Consider the following 18,175-nt stretch of genomic DNA (forward strand, 5'->3'; position numbering starts at 1 on the left):
CCGGCCGGATGGCTGGTTGGAGTATCGACATGGACGTACGCAGCCCTCTCTATCAGAACATCGCCCTCATCGTTGCTGGCGTGCTGTTTCTCAATCCCATCGTCGCCACCGCAGCGCAGTTGGCGGTCGACCAGGCTGCCGGTGGCAATACTAGCCTGACCCAGGCTGGCAACGGCGTACCTGTGGTCAACATCGCCACGCCCAATGGCAGCGGCCTGTCGCATAACAAATTCACCGACTACAACGTCGGTCAGCAGGGTTTGATCCTCAACAACTCCACGGAGAGGCTTCAAAGCAGTCAGCTTGGCGGCCTCATCATCGGTAACTCCAACCTAAAGAACGGCACTGCGGGGCTGATCCTTAACGAAGTCACCGGCGGTAACGCCAGCCAGCTTAAAGGCTACACGGAAGTAGCTGGGCGCTCGGCAGCGGTCATCGTGGCCAACCCCCACGGCATCACCTGTGATGGCTGCGGCTTCATCAATACCCCGCGCGTCACTCTCACTACTGGTACGCCAGTGGTCGAGGGCGGTCGTCTACAGCGCTTCGATGTCGACGGTGGGCAAGTCAGCATCGAAGGGCAGGGCCTCAATGCCGACAACGTCGATCAGTTCGACCTGATCACCCGCAGCGCCAAGCTCAACGCCGAGCTGTACGCCAACAAGCTCAATATCATCACCGGCCGCAACGCAGTGGATGCCACCACCCTTGCCGCCACGGCCAAGGCCGATGACGGCTCGGACAAGCCCCTGCTGGCCATCGACAGCTCGGCCCTCGGCGGCATGTACGCCGGTGCTATTCGCCTAGTGGGCACCGAGCAGGGTGTGGGGGTGAAACTGGCTGGCGACATGGCCGCCAGTGCCGGGGATATCCAGATCGATGCCAACGGCAAGCTGAGCCTGGCGCAGACCTCGGCCAGTGGCAACCTGGCACTGAAGGCCGCTGAGGTGGCGTTGACCGGTAAGACCTACGCTGCCGGCAAGGCGGATATCGGCGCCCAGAATCAGATCGAGGTGCAGCAAAGTCTGGCCGCAGCGGGGGATATCCAGCTTGAGGCTGGGCAGGTGCTCAACCAAGGCGTGATCGAGGCCGGTATCAAGGCCGATAACAGCCGCACAGAGGCGGATCTGAGCCTCAAGGCGCAGCAGGTGCGCAACGCCGGCACCCTGATCGGTAATCGTCAGTTGCAAGTCAAGGCCAGCCAGCGTCTGGACAACCAGGGCGGCACGCTCAGTGCCAAGGGGGCCACGCAGATCAGTGCCGGGCAGGTGGATAACCGCGCTGGCAGGGTGCTGGCGGACCGCGATCTGAAACTCAGCGCCAGTGCCCTGGATAACCGCCAGGGTGGGTTGCTGCATAGTCAGGGTGCTGCCGATATGCAGGTGGCCGGTGCGCTGCAGAACCAGCAGGGCAAACTCGTTAGCCAGGGTGCTCTGACGCTGGGTGCTGGCCGTTTGGTCAACCAGGGTGGGCAGGTGCTCAGTATCGAGGCTTTGAGCCTGCAAGCCGAGGGGCTCGACAACGGCGATGCCGGGGTCATCTCCACGCAGGCCGATGCCCATATCACAGCGGGCAGTCTGCGCAATGCTCAGGCTGGTGAAATCTCTGCCGCTGGCACGATGCAGCTCGACGCCCAGCGACTGGATAACTCGGCCAAGGGCATCATCAGCAGTGCCCAGGCACTGACGGTGAAGGCCGAGCAGCTCGACAACCGTGGCCAGGGTGTGATCAGTGGCAGCGAGACCCTGAGTCTCGCTGCGGCCAGTCTGGACAACAGCACGGGTGGCCGTATCGAGAGCCAGGGCGATCTTCGGGCGAACCTGGGCCAGCTCAAGCAGCAGGGCGGGGCACTGCTCAGCCAAGGGCAGTTGACCCTTGAAGCCGGAGCGGTGGACAACAGCCAGGCCGGAGTGATCTTCGGTCGTCAGGGCCTGCAGGTACAGGCCGACCAGGTGGACAACCGTGACAAAGGGCGGATCAGCAGTCAGGGCGCGCTGACGGCTCTGCTCAAGGGGCTCGATCAACGAGGGGGTGGCCAGTTCGTCAGTCAGGAGGCCCTGAGCCTCGATCTGGCAGGTGGGCGTCTGAACAACAGCCAGCAAGGCCTGCTGGCTACACCGGGCGGTCTGTTGCTGACGAACGTAGCGGCCATCGATAACAGTCAGGGCGGTGAGATTTCCAGCGATCAGGGCTTCAGCCTGCTGACCGGGGAGCTGAACAACGACGCAGGCAGGATCATCAGCGCCGCTGCATTGGAACTGCGTATCGCCCAGGCTTTGCTCAACGGTAACGGCGGCCTGCTTGATGCGGGCAAGACCTTGCAGTTGCGCGCCGCCAGCTTGAACAACAGCGGTGCCGGGCAGATCAGCAGCCAGGGCGATATGCGGCTATTTGTCGCGGGGGCGCTGAGCAACGCCCAGCAGGGGCTGATCGCTAGCCAGGCGGTCTTGCACATCGAGGCGGATGCCCTCGACAACCAGGAACGAGGCGAGCTTTCCAGTGGCGCAGCCCTGGCGATCACGGGGCGCAGTCTGGATAACCGGGGCGGCCTGATCGCCAGCGACACCGTGCTTGAGCTGGACGCGAGTGAACGGCTCGACAACAGCCAAGGCGGTGTCCTGACCTCTGCAGCCGCACTCGACCTTGAGGCCGGGCAGCTAAGCAACCACGACGGCGGTTTGATCCAGAGCGATGGCGAAGTGCAGGCCAAGGTTAAGGGCGCATTCGACAACCGCGCCGGCAGCCTGCTCTCGGGGCGCGACTTGCTGCTGGTCAGCGGTGCGCTGGACAACCGCGGCGGTAGCCTATCCAGCGCTGGCGCTCTACAGGTACGTGGCAGCAGCCTGAATGCCAGTGTGGGCGGGCGTGTGGTGGCCAATGGCGCGGTCGATATCCAGCTTGCCGAGCGCTTCGATCTGAGTGCCGGAGGTCGCCTGCTCAGCGGCGCAGACCTGCTGTTGCGCGCAAATGTCCTCGACAACCACGACCTGGGCTTGATCTTCGCCAAAGGCGACACATCGCTTGAGGCTAGCCAGGTGGATAACCGTCAGGGCGGCGAAATTTCCAGCAAGGGTGACCTGAGCGTTCAGGTCGATGAGCTGGATAACCGTGAGCAAGGGCGGCTGATCGCCGAAGCCGGTCTCAAGCTGGTGGCTGACCGTGTACTCAACAGTGCGCTAGGCGCACTCAGCGCAGCGCAGAAGATGCAGGTGCAGACTCGCGTGCTGGCTAACGCTGGCGGTCGGGTGCTGAGCGGTGCCGCGCTCGAGCTGAGCGCAACGCAGCTCGACAACCAGGCACAAGGGCGCATTAGCGCGGCGGCTGACCTGTCGCTGCTGACCGAGCAGCTCGATAACCAGCAGCGTGGCGAAGTACGCAGTGGCGGCACCTTGACGCTGCACGCCAAGGCGGTCGACGCGCATGATCAGGGTCTGATCGCGGCGGCAGGGGCGGCGACAGTGGTGGTCGACGAGGCTCTGGATCTGTCGCAAGGCGGCCAGCTTATCGGTGAGGCTGCGCTCGGGCTTCAGGTCGGCAGCCTGAGTACCCATCAGCAGGGGCTGGTTGCCGCCAAGGGCGACCTGCAGGTCGAGGCCTCGAACATCGACAATGGCGCCGGTGGCGAGATGTCCACTCAGGGCAGTCTGACGCTGACGGCGGATCAACTGGATAACCAGGACGCCGGGCGCGTCATCGCACAGGCCGGGTTGAATGCCACAGTCGCGCGCGTGAACAACCAGCGCAGTGGCGTATTGGCCAGCAATGCCGCCTTGCTGCTGCACGCCAAGCAGATCGACAACAGCGTTGGTGGTGCCCTGAGCGGCGCACAGCTACTGACCTTGCAGGCTGACAGCCTGGATAACCAGGGAGGTGGCCGGGTGCTCAGCGGTGGTGCGGCGAGCATCGTGCTGCAGCAGTTGAATAATAGTGAGGCCGGTTTGCTCAGCAGCCGCGGCGACCTCCTGTTACAGGGCAATCGCCTGAACAACCGGGCTGGCAGCATCCTGGTCGATGGCAAGGGCAAGGTGCAGGCCGACAGCCTGGATTCCAGCTCGGGTGGGCAGCTTTCCAGCCTGGGCGATCTCGATGTCGATGTCGCTAGCCTGGATCAGCACGAGGGCGGCGAGCTGCTCAGCAAGGGCCTGCTCGATCTACACACGACCACGTTGGACAATCGTGATGGCCTCGTCTCGGCGCTCGGCCTGAATATCCAGGCCGAGCGCCTGAGCAACCAGGGCGGTGAATTGTCCAGTGCAGGCAGCCTGAGCATCGAGGGCGAACACCTGGACAACAGTGGCGCCGGCAAGGTACTGGCCGACGGCGCCTTGAGCCTGAAGGTGGCGCAACTGCTCAACCAGGCCAAGGGCGTGCTGTCTGGTGCCAACGGCCTGAGCCTGCAGGGTACCGTGCTGAACAACAGCGCTGGTGGTCGACTGCTCAGTCAGGGCGCCATCGACCTGGCGCTGACTGGGCAGCTAAACAACCGAGAGGGTGGCTCGCTGTTGGCCCAGGGGCCATTGCGTATCAAGGCGGCCAGCCTGGACAACGCTGAAGCCGGTCTGCTTTCGAGCCAGCAAGAGATGGCCTTGTTGCTGGCTGGACAGCTCGACAACCAGGGCGGTGCGCTGATGGCCGATGGCGCGCTGAATGTTCAGGCGCAAGGCCTGGATAACCGCCAGAAAGGTGTGCTTAGCGGTAAAGGCAACCTGAAGCTGAAGGCTCAGCAGATCGACAACCGCACGGGGCACATCGTCAGCGATGCCCGCCTCGACCTTGATGCCGAGCGCCTGGACAACAGCCAGGGGCAAGTGGCGGGCAAGGGCGACCTCAAGCTCGAACTGAAGCAACTCGTGCAACAGGGCGGGGCACTGCTCAGCGAAGGTACGCTCGATCTTGAAGCGGACAGCATCGACAACAGCCAAGCGGGTTTGATTGCCGCGACCCAGGGCCTTGCCATACGGGCCGCGTCGCTGAACAACAGCGCCAAGGGGGAAATTTCCAGTCAAGGCGCCGTTGGCCTCGATGTTGATGATTTGAACAACAGTACTGCCGGCCTGGTGCTCGCTGGCAGCGATCTGCGCTTGACCGTCAAGCGCCTGCTGAACCACAGCCTGGGGCTGATCTCGGGGCGCACGGGTCTGGTGTTGCAGGCCGACAGCCTGGACAACAGCCAGGGCGGTACGCTGACCAGCGAGCAAGGCCTCGACCTGCAGGTCAGCGGGCTGCTGGATAACTATGACCAGGGCGCCTTGCTGAGTGAAGGCACCTTGCAAGTGCGTGCTGGCACCTTGAATAACGCTGCGGGCGTGCTCTCCAGCGCTGGCGAACTGACCCTAGACGGCGGTGCCCTGAACAACCAGGGGGGCAAGCTGGTGACCGATGCCAAGCTGACCCTCGACAGCAGCAGCCTGGACAACAGCCAGGGGGGGCGCATCAGCGCCCGCCAGGCGCTTAACATCGAAACCGGCACGCTCGACAACCAGCAGCAAGGCCTGATCAATGGTGCTGCCGATGTCACCGTACAAGTCGCCAGGCTCGACAACCATGGCAAGGGCCGGATCGCCGGCAAGGGCGCCGTTCAGGTCAGCGCCACGGCGCTGGATCAGCACGACGGTGGCGAACTGATCAGCGAAAGCGCGCTGACTCTCGACTTGCAGGGTGGCGACCTCGACAACAGCGGCCAGGGCCTGATCGCCACGCCGGGCGCTTTGCTGCTGAAGAACCTCGGCAAGGTTGACAACAGCGCAGGCGGTGAAATTTCCAGCAGCCAGGGCTTTCTCTTGAAGGCTCGCGAGCTGAACAACAGCGCGGGCCGGGTGATCAGCGCCCAGGATCTGCAACTGCAGATCACCCAACTGCTGAAAAACAGCCTCAAGGGCGTGCTCTCGGCTGGCAGCCTGGAAGTGACGGCGGCTGGTCTGGACAACTCCGCCGCTGGCGTACTGGCCAGCAAAGGCGATCTCCAGGTCAAACTCACCGGCAAGCTGGATAACCATGATCTGGGCACCCTCTCGGCGGCCCAAGCGTTGACCGTTGCAGCAGCCGAGTTGGACAACGGCAACGCCGGGTTACTGGCCAGCGGTGCGGACCTGCAGATCAAGACCGGCACCCTGAACAACCAGGGCGGCAGCCTGCTCAGCCAGGCTGCGTTCGAACTTGAGTCCGATGACCTCGACAACCGCAGCGGCGTTATCAGCAGCCGCCAGGCCCTCGGTATGGTGGCCGGTGCGGTCGACAACCGCGACAACGGCCTGATCACCAGTGCCGATAGCCTCGAAATGACCGCCACGCGCCTGGACTCCAGCCAAGGTGGCGAACTCTCCGCCAAGAAAGACCTGCAACTGACCGTTACCGAACTGATCCAGCGCCAGGGCCGCCTAATCGGCGAAGCGGGCGTGCGCCTCGACCTCAAGGGCGGCAACCTGGACAACCGTGGCGGTTTGCTCACTGCCAATGGCCCACTGAGCCTGCAAGCGCTGGGTAAGCTGGACAACCGCAATGGCGGGGAAATCTCCAGCATCCAGAGTTACCAACTGCGCGCCAGTGCTATCGACAACGGCGAGCAGGGCCGCATCATCAGTGCTGGAAAGCTCGGCCTCGATGTGGGCACTGGCGACCTGCGTAACGCCGCAGGCGGGCTGATCTCCGGTTGGCAGGGCGTGGATATCGCCGCTGGCAGCCTGGACAACAGCGCGCGCGGCACCGTCTCCAGCCGGGACGGCGCGCTAACGGTCAAGCTCAATGGCAGCCAGCGTGCGCTCAACAACAGCGATGAAGGCGCCCTGGTCAGCAAAGGTGCGCTCGAAATCGAGGCCGCCAGCCTGAACAACAGCGTCAAGGGCATCGTCTCCAGCGGGAGCGATCTTGACCTGCGCCTGAGTGCTGCCCTCGACAACAGCGGCAGCGGCCTGATCGACAGCCAGGGCACCCTGACGGCCAATGCCGGGGCCGTGCACAACAACACCGGGCAGATTGGTAGCGCACAAGCGGCCAGCATCAATGCCGCCAGCCTGGATAACCGCGCCGGCCAGCTTGCCAGCGACGCAGCGCTCGACCTGACCCTCACAGGCAATCTGCTCAACGGCCAGCAGGGCAAACTGGCCAGCGCCGGCCCGCTAGTGCTCAAGGCAAACGCCATCGACAACCAAAGCGGCAACCTGATCAGCCAGAACCTGCTTGACCTGACCGCCAGCAGCCTGAACAACGCAGGCGGCGGCACCATCGCTGCGCGTAATGGCCTCAGCCTGCTGCTGAGCGGCGCCCTGAACAACACCAATGAAGGCCTGATCCACAGTCAGCAAGGTAACCTTGGCATCCGCGCACAAGGCATCGACAACAGCGCCGGCAGCCTGAGCAGCCAAGGGGATCTGCTGCTCGCCCTGGACGGCAAACTGGATAACCAGAACGGCCAAATCCAGAGCCGTGGCGGCAACCTCGACCTGCGGCGTTCCACCAGCGTCGACAACCGTGGCGGTGTGCTCAACAGCCTGAGCGGCTGGCTCAAGCTGGTCAGCACCGGGCTGTTCGACAACGACGGCGGCACCACCCAGGCGCAGACGCTCGACATCGAGACCCAGGGCCTGAACAACCGTGGTGGGCATATTTCTGCGCTGGCAGGCAACACCACGATCGACCTGGGCAATACCACCTTCAACAACCAGGGCGGCGGTCTGTATGCCCATCAGTTGCTCGATGTCATCACTGGCGACTTCAACAACCAGGGCGAAGCGTCGGGGCAGGGCGGCAAGGTGGCCGCCGAACGCATCGACTTCGGCTTGGCAGGGGCGTTGAACAACGCTTACGGCATCGTCGAAAGCGCCAGCAGCCTGAGCCTGACCAGCACCGGGCTGGACAACCGCTTCGGTAGCCTGCGTGCATTGGGCAGCAGTGGCGATACCCGTATCACCGCCAGCAGCCTGGACAACCGCGATGGCCGTATCGAAACCGCCAACACCAACCTCGTGCTCGACACAGCCCGCCTGCAGAGCAGCGGCGGCAGCATCCTGCATGTCGGCACCGGTAACTTCGGCCTCAGCGCTGCTCAGGTCATGGGCGCTGGCGGCGACCTCAGCACCAACGGCTTGCTCAGCCTGAGCGCCGATAGCTGGACCAACAGCGGCGTGCTGCAAGCCGGGCGCCTGGTGCTGAACATTGGCAACTTCACCCAGACCGCCACCGGCCAATTGCTGGCCAGCCAGTCCTTGGTCGGCAGCGGTAGCACCTGGATCAACGACGGCCTGCTGGCCAGCGACGGCAGCCTCAGCCTCGACCTGACGGGGGCGTACAGTGGCGCAGGGCAGGTCACTAGCCTGGGTGACTTGAGCCTGCAAGCCGCCAGCCTAGACTTGGCGAGCGCCGCTCGTATCAGTGGCGGCGGGGTGAGCAGCGTCAGCAGCACTGGCAGCCTGACCAACCGTGGTCGGCTGACTTCGGCCAGTAGCCTGACCGTCAGTGCCAATACCCTGAACAACTACGGCACTCTAGGTGGCAGCGAGACACTGCGAGTGGTCGCGCCCAACCTACTCAACGAAAACGGTTTGATTTTCAGTGGCGACGATATGGCGCTGCGGGTGGATAACTTCACTAATCAGTATGCTGATGTGTATAGCTTGGGTGCTTTAAACATTGCCCGGGATGATGCACAGGCGGCTGCCTTGTCGGTTAACAATGTTTCGAGTGTTATAGAAAGTGCTGCGGATATTTCAATTAATTCCGGCGTGCTGAGTAATCGAAGTGATGTATTTTCGATTGGGCGCAAATTGGTGTCGGGGTTTATTACTGTAGTTTGTCGGGATTGCAGTGGCGATAATTACGTTGTGGAGTACTTTGCGCGGGAGATATATAAGAGTGAGGCGGTGAGTGTCTCGCCTGCGTCAAGTATATTGGCTGGTCGGAATTTTGATTTTGTTGGTGGTAATTTTGAAAATAAAGCGAGTGTTGTTTCTGCTTTAGGGGATGTAAATATAGCTGCCCAGGACTTCTCTAATCTGGGGGCTGTAAATGGCACGATTGAAAGGACACGTGTTTATTTGGCCTCTGTCACTGACGGCACTGTTAGGCGTTTTACTACTGGCACTCTTATAGATTATAACTTGAGGAATAATCCGGCTTCACCAGGCTTTTATTATATTGCGAAGTCTGGTGATGTGCGCTTGGCAATACCTGATAAAACCTTTGATGATGGTGATGGTAATATTTCTACGAGGTATGAGGACTCGATAACAGGGAGTTGGGTTTCAGATTACCTGTTGGATCATCTGTCGACAATGGAGCCGCAGAAGTCTAAGTATGATCCTGATAATCTTCTGCCGCTGCCTTCGCGGTTGGATAATTACAGGCTTGTCAGTGACTTGGAAGAGTTAAGTCCTGATGGTGTTGCGTATCCCAGTATTGTTCAGGCAGGCGGTAGTGTCTTTCTGAATGCGGTTAATAACTTGGAAAACGGCCAGATTCGTGAGGATGCAGCTATCCAAAATGGTGCTAACCGTATTGCAGACACTCGTGCTCTCGGTACCGGTAAAACCACCGTTGTCTCGCTCAATGCCCAGCTCCCACCAAACCTACAACAACAGCAAGTCAACCCACTGACGCTTCCCGGCTTCACCCTGCCGCAAGGCGAGAACGGCCTGTTCCGCCTGAGCAGCCAGCAAACGCAAAACGCCACGGCCAAACAGGCTCAGGCAGGATTCACCGACCGCACCCTAGGTGGGCGCAGCATTGCTCTCGACCAACAGGAGCGCAGCCAGGCAGCCGTCGCAGCCCAAGGGCGCAGCTTCGTTATCGCCACGCAGAACGGCCAAACAGTCGCAACATTAGCTGCCACAGATAGGCAGCTTCAGGCGAGCGCAGCCAACTTACAGGCCAGCAGTAGTGCCGCGACGGTCGTTGCCGATGTCAAGCCGCTGCCAGCCACCATTGCTGGTCAGGCATCCACGGCGCCTTCAAACGGCCCTATCGCTGTTCAGCCCACTCGCCCCAGCGTAGTTGCCAGCGCTATCAGTGGCGGCTTGCCCGAGTTGAGCGGCGATCCCTCGCAGGCCAGCCTGGCGCCCAGTGTTCAGGCGTCGGCCATGGCGACGCCTGGTGTAGAACCGTCAGCCGTCGTGCCGGACTTCAGCATTGCACCGCCCGTGCAGCACAAATACCTGATCGAAACCAACCCGGCGCTGACTGACCTCAAGCAATTCGTCAGCTCCGACTACCTGCTGGGCAACCTCGGCTATGACCCCGATCAGGCGCAGAAACGCCTGGGCGATGGCCTCTACGAACAGCGCCTAGTGCGTGAAGCCATCGTGGCGCGCACAGGCCAGCGTTACCTCGCTGGCCTAACCAGCGACGACGCGATGTTCCGTTATCTGATGGATAACGCCATCGCCAGTAAGGATGCTCTGGGCCTGAGCCTGGGCGTGACCCTCAGTGCCGAGCAAGTGGCGGCGCTGACCCACGACATCGTTTGGCTCGAAGAGCACGAGGTGGCAGGCGAGAAAGTGCTGGTACCCGTGCTCTACCTGGCCCAAGCCGAAGGTCGCCTGGCGGCCAACGGCGCACTGATCCAGGGCCGCGACGTCACCCTGATCAGCGGTGGTGAGCTGGTCAACCAGGGCACCTTACGCGCCAGCGACAACCTCACGGCCACGGCAGGCAACATCAGTAACAGCGGCTTGGTCGAGGCGGGTAATCGTCTGCAACTGTTGGCCACCGACAGCATCCGCAATGCCCAGGGCGGCATCATCGCCGGGCGCGATGTCAGCCTGATCGCGCTGACGGGGGATGTGAGCAACGAACGCAGCGTGACGCGTCATGAAACCAGTTATGGCAGTAGGCGCACAATTCAGGACTTCGTCGACAGCGCCGCGCGCATCGAGGCCGCCAACGACCTGAGCATCATTGCCGGGCGTGACGTCAGCAACCTGGGCGGTGTGCTGGACAGCCGTGGCGACCTGGCCATTGAGGCTGGGCGTGACGTCACCATCAGCTCGGTGCAAGAGACCGTCAGCCAGGCGCGTGGCAACAAATACCTCAATGAGCGGGTGACCCAGATGGGCGCCGAGGTCAGTGCCGGGCGTGATCTGGATATCAGCGCCGGGCGCGACCTAGGCGTGATCGCCAGCCGTTTGGAGGCGGGGCGTGATGTTGCCTTGGCGGCAGGCAATGATGCCCTGATCGCCTCTGCGGCTAACGAAAGCCACTTCTTGTCCAAGAGCAAGAAGCTCATTCGCCAGACTGATCAGGTTCGTCAGCAGTCCAGCGAAATCGCGGCAGGCGGCGATCTCAGCGTCAGCGCCAAGAGTGATCTGGTGGTATCGGCCAGCAAGCTGGAGGCTGGCGACGAAGCCTACCTGGTGGCTGGCGAGAACCTAGCCCTACTTAGCGCCGAAGACTACGACTACTCGCTGTACCAGAAGAAGAAAAAGGGCAGCTTCGGGCGTAAGAGCTTCAAGCGTAACGAAGACACCAAAGTCACCAACATTGGCAGCGAGATCAGCACCGGCGGTGATCTGACGCTGGTTAGCGAAGGTGACCAGCTCTATCAGAAGGCACACCTGGAAAGTGATAACGACCTGAGCCTTATCAGTGGTGGGGAAATCACCTTCGAGGGCGTCAAGGATCTCAAACAGAAAAGCCGCGAGAAGAGCAAGAGCAGCTTCGCCTGGCAGTCGGCCAAAGGTAAGGGTAAGACCGACGAAACCCTGCGCCAGAGCGAACTGATCGCCCAGGGCGACTTGGTGATCCAGGCCGTGGACGGTCTGAACATCGACATCAAGCAAGTCAACCGGCAAAGCGTGAGCCAGACCATCGATGCCATGGTCAAGGCTGACCCCAATCTGGCTTGGCTGAAAGAGGCCGAAGCCCGAGGTGATGTGGATTGGCGGCGCGTGAAGGAGGTGCATGACTCCTTCAAGTACAGCAGCTCGGGGTTGGGGGCTGGGGCGTCGATGGTGATTGCTATTGTGGTTGCCTATTTCACTGCAGGCGCCATGAGTGGCCTTGTCGCCAACGGTGCAACCGCTGCTGGTGCATCTACCGCTGCTACGTCAGCAGGCGGCGCCTGGGCTGCCGGCAGCGGTATCGGTTGGGCCAATGCTGCCGTGACCGCTGGCCTAACGGGTATGACCAGCAATGCTGCAATCAGCACCATCAACAACCGGGGCAATCTTGGCGCTGTAGTCAAAGACATCACCTCTGAGGATGCCCTGCGTGGTTATGCCGTAGCAGGTGTCACTGCCGGTTTGACGAATGGTCTTTATGACGGCTGGGTCGGGACGGAAACGGGGACGGCAGGCGCTATCCAGAACGGCGGCAAAGTCATCGCTAGCGGCGGTGGTCTATCCACCTTGGAGGGTATTGGCCGCTTTGCTGGAAATCAGTTGCTGCAAAACGGCACTTCTACCGTCCTCGATCGTGCTCTGGGTGGTGATAGCTCGTTCAGTGACGCGCTTCGTAACAGCCTGGCCAACACCTTTGCGGCAGCGGGCTTCAACCTGATCGGTGATGTAACGGCGAAGGGGCAATTGAACCTGGCCGATGGCAGTCCCGCCAAGATTGCCATGCATGCTGTGATGGGCGGTCTGGCAGCAGAAGCGGCTGGTGGGGATTTCAAAACTGGCGCGTTGGCCGCAGGCGTCAACGAGGCTCTGGTCGGTCATCTATCGGATTGGTATGGGCAGATGGATCCCGAGCAGAAGAAAAGTCTGCTCGTGATGAACTCGCAGGTGATTGGTGTTCTGGCGGCTGCGGTGCAGGGTGGTGATGAGAAGGCGCTGCAGGTTGGTTCACAGGTGGCGGGGACGGCTACCCAATACAACCATTTAGATCACGGCGATTCGCAATCTTTTGCAGATGCAATGGAGTCTTGTGGCCCCAGTGAAGCTTGCCAAAGAGATCTATGGCAGCAAGAAAAATATGCAGAAGAAAGTGCATACAATGACTCATTTGTTGAGAACGTAGCTGGGGGTACCTTAGCAAGAGACAAGATGGGGCAGGTTGCAGCAGGGTTGGAAGTCCTGTTGGCTATGACATGCTCTACACCTACCTGTGATGGGTATAAGCTAGATCTTATTGAAAGCGCGCTTAATAACTATGCCACGTTGAGTGAGATAGCTGGTGAGTGGTCGCCCACGTTTGAACGTCTTGGGCTACTCTCTGGGGTAGGAAGTACTACAGGGGCACAGGGGCTGCGGCCTCGTCCGGCTGGTACACCACTTTCCGTAGGTGTAGCTCAGTTTGAAAAAGCTGTAGCATACTTAGCTAGTGTTAAAGCTGGAACAAAAACGACAGGTGTAGTCGATCAAACTGCGGGCTCAATAAAGAATGTTAATCCGGGTTATCCAGAGGCGGGGCGAACTCATAACTGCGTTAACTGCTCTATTGCTACTGATGCAACACTGGCGGGAAATCCAGCATCGGCATTGCCAATCAACCATACGAAGGGGGTTCCGCTGAGTGTGCTGGAAAAACAATTTGGCTCTAAATTTGGCCCTATAACAGCGCCTGAGAATATTGCGCAACAAATGGCAAGCTCTGGAAATGGCGCTCGAGGGATCGTTTTTGGCTCTTATGGGCCGGGTCAGCCAGGACATGTTTTTAATGTGGTTAACCAAAATGGTGTTGTTAGATTCCTTGATGGGCAAACTGGGAGGTCAGCAAATCTCAGTGATTTCAAAACTTTGCAACTATTGAGAACCAATTAATGATTACTTATGCGTGTGCCTTGGGGCGGGCAAAGGAGTATTTGGCGGATTCTGAAGTTCCTTTGCAAATTACATTTGAGGGTGAGTTTTCCGAGGGGTGGTACTTTTGCTATCAATCAAAGGAATTTTTGGAGACTGGTGAGCTGTCAGCTCAGCTCGCAGGGAATGCCCCATTTTTAATTGATAAGCAGTCCGGTGAGCTTCATGTTCTTGGAACAGCAAAGCCCTTAGAGAGTTATTTGGAGGACTACATGAGAGAGAAATCCCTGAAGTCAAGGTGATTTAATGGGGTGGAAAAAAAGGTTCTTCGCGGGATCGTGGGGAAGAGCGGATTGACAGACAGGGAAGCAGGTAAATTGGCAGTCGCCAAACACACCCTTCACCTGTCCCTGCTGTCGCCATGCATCCTATTGATCTTGCTGCTTTCTGGCCAGGCTACGACGTCGTAGCCTGCAGCCATTCTGTCGAAAAAAACTCACGCTGACACTCGAACCCCGAGCAGCCGACCTTCCATGCTGTGGACGCTGTCAGCAGCCCTGCCCTCTGATCCATGACCGACGCATTCGCCTTGTTCGTGACCGGGATCTGTTCGATCAGCGCGTCCTGTTGCGACTCCCTGTACGCCGAGTGGATTGCCTGACGTGCGAAAAAGGGGACAGATTTATTTTTTTAGTTGGTGAGAGCGCCAATAAATAAATCTGTGTGCGCCAGTACAAACTGGCAAGAGGTAGTCGGTGCAAGTCCGATACGAGAACGAAGTGGCGAATCATCTTGGCCCCGAGTCAATGCGTTGGTCGTCGTGAGGCTGGCAGCGAAGCGTTGACAGGGGAAACGACAGGCCAGCCATTGAGCCGCGAAATCATAAGTCCCGGGATGCCGACGCTATACAGATAAGCGGAAGGCGACACGGAGTGGGGTGTCAATCGCAAGCCCTGTGACGATCCCGCGCGGTCGAAGACCCTGAGCATGTCGGGAAGCTTCTTGCACAGGAACTGGGAGGTCTCAACGGTGCCCGGCAGCAGTAAGCCGGGCGGGGCGGGAAAGGGCAACCGCAACCCCGCCATCGACGCCGCTGAGAAGTCGGATACGTCCGTAGTACCGAGGAAACCATCGAACAAGGGGAGTGCTGCGGAGATGGTGGAGGAAAGGGACGTAGCCAAGGGAAACGCTGGAGAGCCGCCCGCGCCCCGGACACAGAGCCGGACAAGCGCGTCGATGGGGCTTGAAGGCGTACGTGAAGTGGCTCGCCGTGACAAGCGAGCCCAGTTCACGGCACTGCTGCATCAGAGGCTACTCATGAAAAAGGGGACAGATTTATTTTCAGCATGAAAAAGGGGACAGATTTATTTTCCACCTGATCGACTAAGCTGAAGGTCTCAACGGAAGGAGATCGTTATGCCAAGGATGGGACGTATTGTGTTGCCGAACTACCCACATCATGTGGTGCAGCGAGGGCATAACCGGCAGGTGGTGTTTGCTGCTGAGCAGGATTATCAACGTTATATTTCTGATCTGCGTGAGCTGAAAGATGTCTTCGGGGTTAAGGTTTACGCCTATTGTCTGATGACCAATCATGTCCACCTGCTGCTGGCCCCCGGTGAAGCTGTTGCCGGGCTGGGGCAGTTGATGAAGGCGCTGGCGGCGCGAGCTACGCGTTATCGAAATCGTCTGGAGGGGCGCACCGGCACTCTCTGGGAGAGTCGCTACAAGTCCAGCGTGGTCGAGTCAGACGCCTACTTGCTTGCCTGCTGTCGCTATATCGAACTGAACCCGGTTCGAGCTCGTATGGTTGTCGAGGCGGGTGATTATCCCTGGTCGAGCTACCGGATGCGGGTTGCGAGTCAAACGGACAGCGATTGGCTGGATAACGATCCTTGCTTCATAGCACTTGGCGACACACCAGAAAGGCGTCGCATTCGATACATGGAGTTCATGCGCCAAGCCGTTCCATCATGTGAGATTGATCTGATTCGTGCAGCATTGCAGAGGGGGCAGCTAACCGGGAGTGCTCGTTTCGTGGATGAAATAGAAAGAATCCAAGGGCTGCGGGTTGAATTACGAGGTCAGGGCAGACCGAGGCGTAATCCCAGAAAATAAATCTGTGTGCGCCAGTACAAACTGGCAAGAGGTAGTCGGTGCAAGTCCGATACGAGAACGAAGTGGCGAATCATCTTGGCCCCGAGTCATGCGTTGGTCGTCGTGAGGCGGGCAGCGAAGCGTTGACAGGGGAAACGACAGGCCAGCCATTGAGCCGCGAAATCATAAGTCCCGGGATGCCGACGCTATACAGATAAGCGGAAGGCGACACGGAGTGGGGTGTCAATCGCAAGCCCTGTGACGATCCCGCGCGGTCGAAGACCCTGAGCATGTCGGGAAGCTTCTTGCACAGGAACTGGGAGGTCTCAACGGTGCCCGGCAGCAGTAAGCCGGGCGGGGCGGGAAAGGGCAACCGCAACCCCGCCATCGACGCCGCTGAGAAGTCGGATACGTCCGTAGTACCGAGGAAACCATCGAACAAGGGGAGTGCTGCGGAGATGGTGGAGGAAAGGGACGTAGCCAAGGGAAACGCTGGAGAGCCGCCCGCGCCCCGGACACAGAGCCGGACAAGCGCGTCGATGGGGCTTGAAGGCGTACGTGAAGTGGCTCGCCGTGACAAGCGAGCCCAGTTCACGGCACTGCTGCATCACGTTACGCCGAGGCTACTGGTAGAGAGCTTTTATGCACTCAAGCGGGATGCTGCGGCGGGTGTGGACGGCATAACGTGGCGGGAATATGAGGGAAAGCTGCACGGTCGAGTGCATGAGTTGCACCGGGAGATACATACCCACAGGTGCACGCCTTGGGCCTCGGTGATGATGCGCGGGCCCTTCTCGGCCAACTGCTTGTAATCACTGAACGGCGCCAGATGGTGGGCCTGGCTCAGGGCCTGCCAGTGTGCGGTCTTGGGGTTGTTTGCGGCCTTGTTCATATCGCCTCCTCAGAACCAGCCCACGATCTGCCGCGCGTCGGCTAAACGGCGTTGAAATCACCTCAGAACGCTCATTTACAGCGCGTAAACTCCGCTTCTTCGGCGATTTCGCCACGGTTTATCTCTAGCTCGCAAGATCGTGAACAGGTTCTTAGCTTGGGGACATCACAGATACCAGCGGTATTCGCGCGGGCTGATGTCGTGCATGAAGGCCAGGTGATCCTGGCGTTTGTTCTCGCAATAAACCATGACGAACTCGCTGCCGAGACCGGCGGCGACGCGCTCGCTAGCCTGCATGCGGCGCACGGCGTCGAGCATGTCCTTGGGGAAATCGACGCCACTGGCGCGGTCGTCATTGAGCGGCGCGATGGGCTCGACCTGGGCATCAAGCCCCTGCTCGATACTGCTCAAAAGCGCCGCCAATACCAGATACGGGTTGGCATCGGCACCCGGCAAGCGGAACTCCAGGCGTAGATTGCGCGCATCCGACTCGGGTATGCGTACGCAGGCGTCACGATCTTCGAAGCCCCAGCTAGCCTTGCTCGCCGCGTTTACCTGAGCACCGAAGCGGCGGTAGCTGTTGTGATTCGGCGCGTAAATCGGCATCAATTCCGGCAGCAGCTTCAGGCAACCCGCCACGGCATGGCGCAACGGGCACAGCTCGTCGCGGGCCAGCAGGTTGTCACCCGCCTCGTCGTACAGACTGATGTGCACATGCATGCCACTACCCGGATATTGCAGGTAGGGCTTGGCCATAAAGCTGGCACGATGGCCATGCTTCAAGGCCACACCGCGGGTCAGCCTGCAGAACAGTGCAGACCAATCCGCCGCCTGCAACGGGTCAGCGTTGTGGCTGAAATTGATCTCGAACTGCCCCGGCGCGATCTCAGCGGTAATCACCGTGGTGTCGATACCTTGCAGGCGAGCGGTCATGCTGATGTCATCGAGTACCTCGGCAAAACGCGACAAGCGCTCGATATGCATACTCGGCTGGTCATCGGCATCGCCGCTCAGTTCATCGCGCGGGTATTGCGGCAAGCCGTCCTTGAGCGCCTTGTCGAACAAGTAAAACTCTAACTCGAAGGCCACCACCGGGCGAATGCCGCGTGCGGCCAGGCGATGCACCACACGTGCCAGCACCTCGCGCGGCTCGAATTCAATCGGCGCTTCGGTGCCATCGGAACTGATCAGCATTTGCCCGAGAGGCTGGCGCTCCCAATTCACCGGTTTGAGCGTGCCGGGGATCAGCCGCCGCGGCGCGTCCGGGTCGCCGTCATGGAAGCAGTAGTCACCAATCTCGTAAAGGCCGCCCTGAGCCCCCAGCAGCGCGCAGTTCTGCGGCAGCTTCAAGGTACTGCCGGCGGCGACCTTTTCCAGCATTTCGATGGGATAGCGCTTGCCATAGAAATGCCCTGCGATATCCAGGCAGATCAGGTCAACAAAGCGCACTTCGGGGTGGGCCTGACGGAATTGGCGGACTTCGTCGAGAAGCTCATCCGGCGTGATGTTCATAGTG

5 protein-coding genes and 2 pseudogenes are annotated in these 18,175 nt (G+C 60.1%); 5 read left to right on the forward strand and 2 right to left on the reverse strand.

The window, feature by feature from the left end; genetic code table 11:
• Positions 1 to 29: 29 nt before the first annotated feature.
• The 5 genes and pseudogenes from AERO9A_RS11195 to AERO9A_RS11215 all read left to right on the forward strand — a co-directional run bounded on the left by AERO9A_RS11195 (position 30) and on the right by AERO9A_RS11215 (position 16,579).
• A complete protein-coding gene (locus tag AERO9A_RS11195; RefSeq protein WP_159972032.1) occupies positions 30 to 13,691 on the forward strand; it encodes a filamentous hemagglutinin N-terminal domain-containing protein in 13,662 nt (4,553 codons plus the stop codon).
• On the forward strand, positions 13,691 to 13,972 hold the full coding sequence (locus AERO9A_RS11200; protein ID WP_159972033.1) for a YrhB domain-containing protein: 282 nt from the start codon (positions 13,691 to 13,693) through the stop codon (positions 13,970 to 13,972). Before AERO9A_RS11195 ends, AERO9A_RS11200 begins: the two co-directional genes overlap by 1 nt.
• 119 nt (positions 13,973 to 14,091) lie before the next feature.
• Positions 14,092 to 14,336: pseudogene (locus tag AERO9A_RS11205) on the forward strand (transposase family protein); the annotation flags it as partial.
• A gap of 750 nt (positions 14,337 to 15,086) precedes the next feature.
• Positions 15,087 to 15,788 carry a transposase gene (locus AERO9A_RS11210; protein WP_159972034.1) on the forward strand — a complete coding sequence of 234 codons (702 nt, stop codon included), beginning with the start codon at positions 15,087 to 15,089 and terminating at the stop codon, positions 15,786 to 15,788.
• Positions 15,789 to 16,057: 269 nt separating this feature from the next.
• Complete coding sequence (locus AERO9A_RS11215) at positions 16,058 to 16,579, forward strand: hypothetical protein (protein ID WP_178111122.1); 522 nt, start codon at positions 16,058 to 16,060, stop codon at positions 16,577 to 16,579.
• Here AERO9A_RS11215 and AERO9A_RS11220 read toward each other — a convergent pair.
• Together AERO9A_RS11220 and AERO9A_RS11225 are read right to left on the reverse strand one after the other, a co-directional pair.
• Positions 16,516 to 16,659: pseudogene (locus tag AERO9A_RS11220) on the reverse strand (aspartate aminotransferase family protein); the annotation flags it as partial. The gene AERO9A_RS11215 and the pseudogene AERO9A_RS11220 overlap by 64 nt on opposite strands.
• 165 nt (positions 16,660 to 16,824) lie before the next feature.
• The gene (locus AERO9A_RS11225; RefSeq protein ID WP_159972035.1) at positions 16,825 to 18,171 is read right to left on the reverse strand and encodes a glutamine synthetase family protein; all 1,347 of its coding nucleotides are present in this window, start codon (positions 18,169 to 18,171) and stop codon (positions 16,825 to 16,827) included.
• Positions 18,172 to 18,175: the final 4 nt, after the last annotated feature.

The organism is Pseudomonas sp. 8Z, assembly GCF_902506535.1.
Taxonomy (GTDB): Bacteria; Pseudomonadota; Gammaproteobacteria; order Pseudomonadales; family Pseudomonadaceae; genus Aquipseudomonas.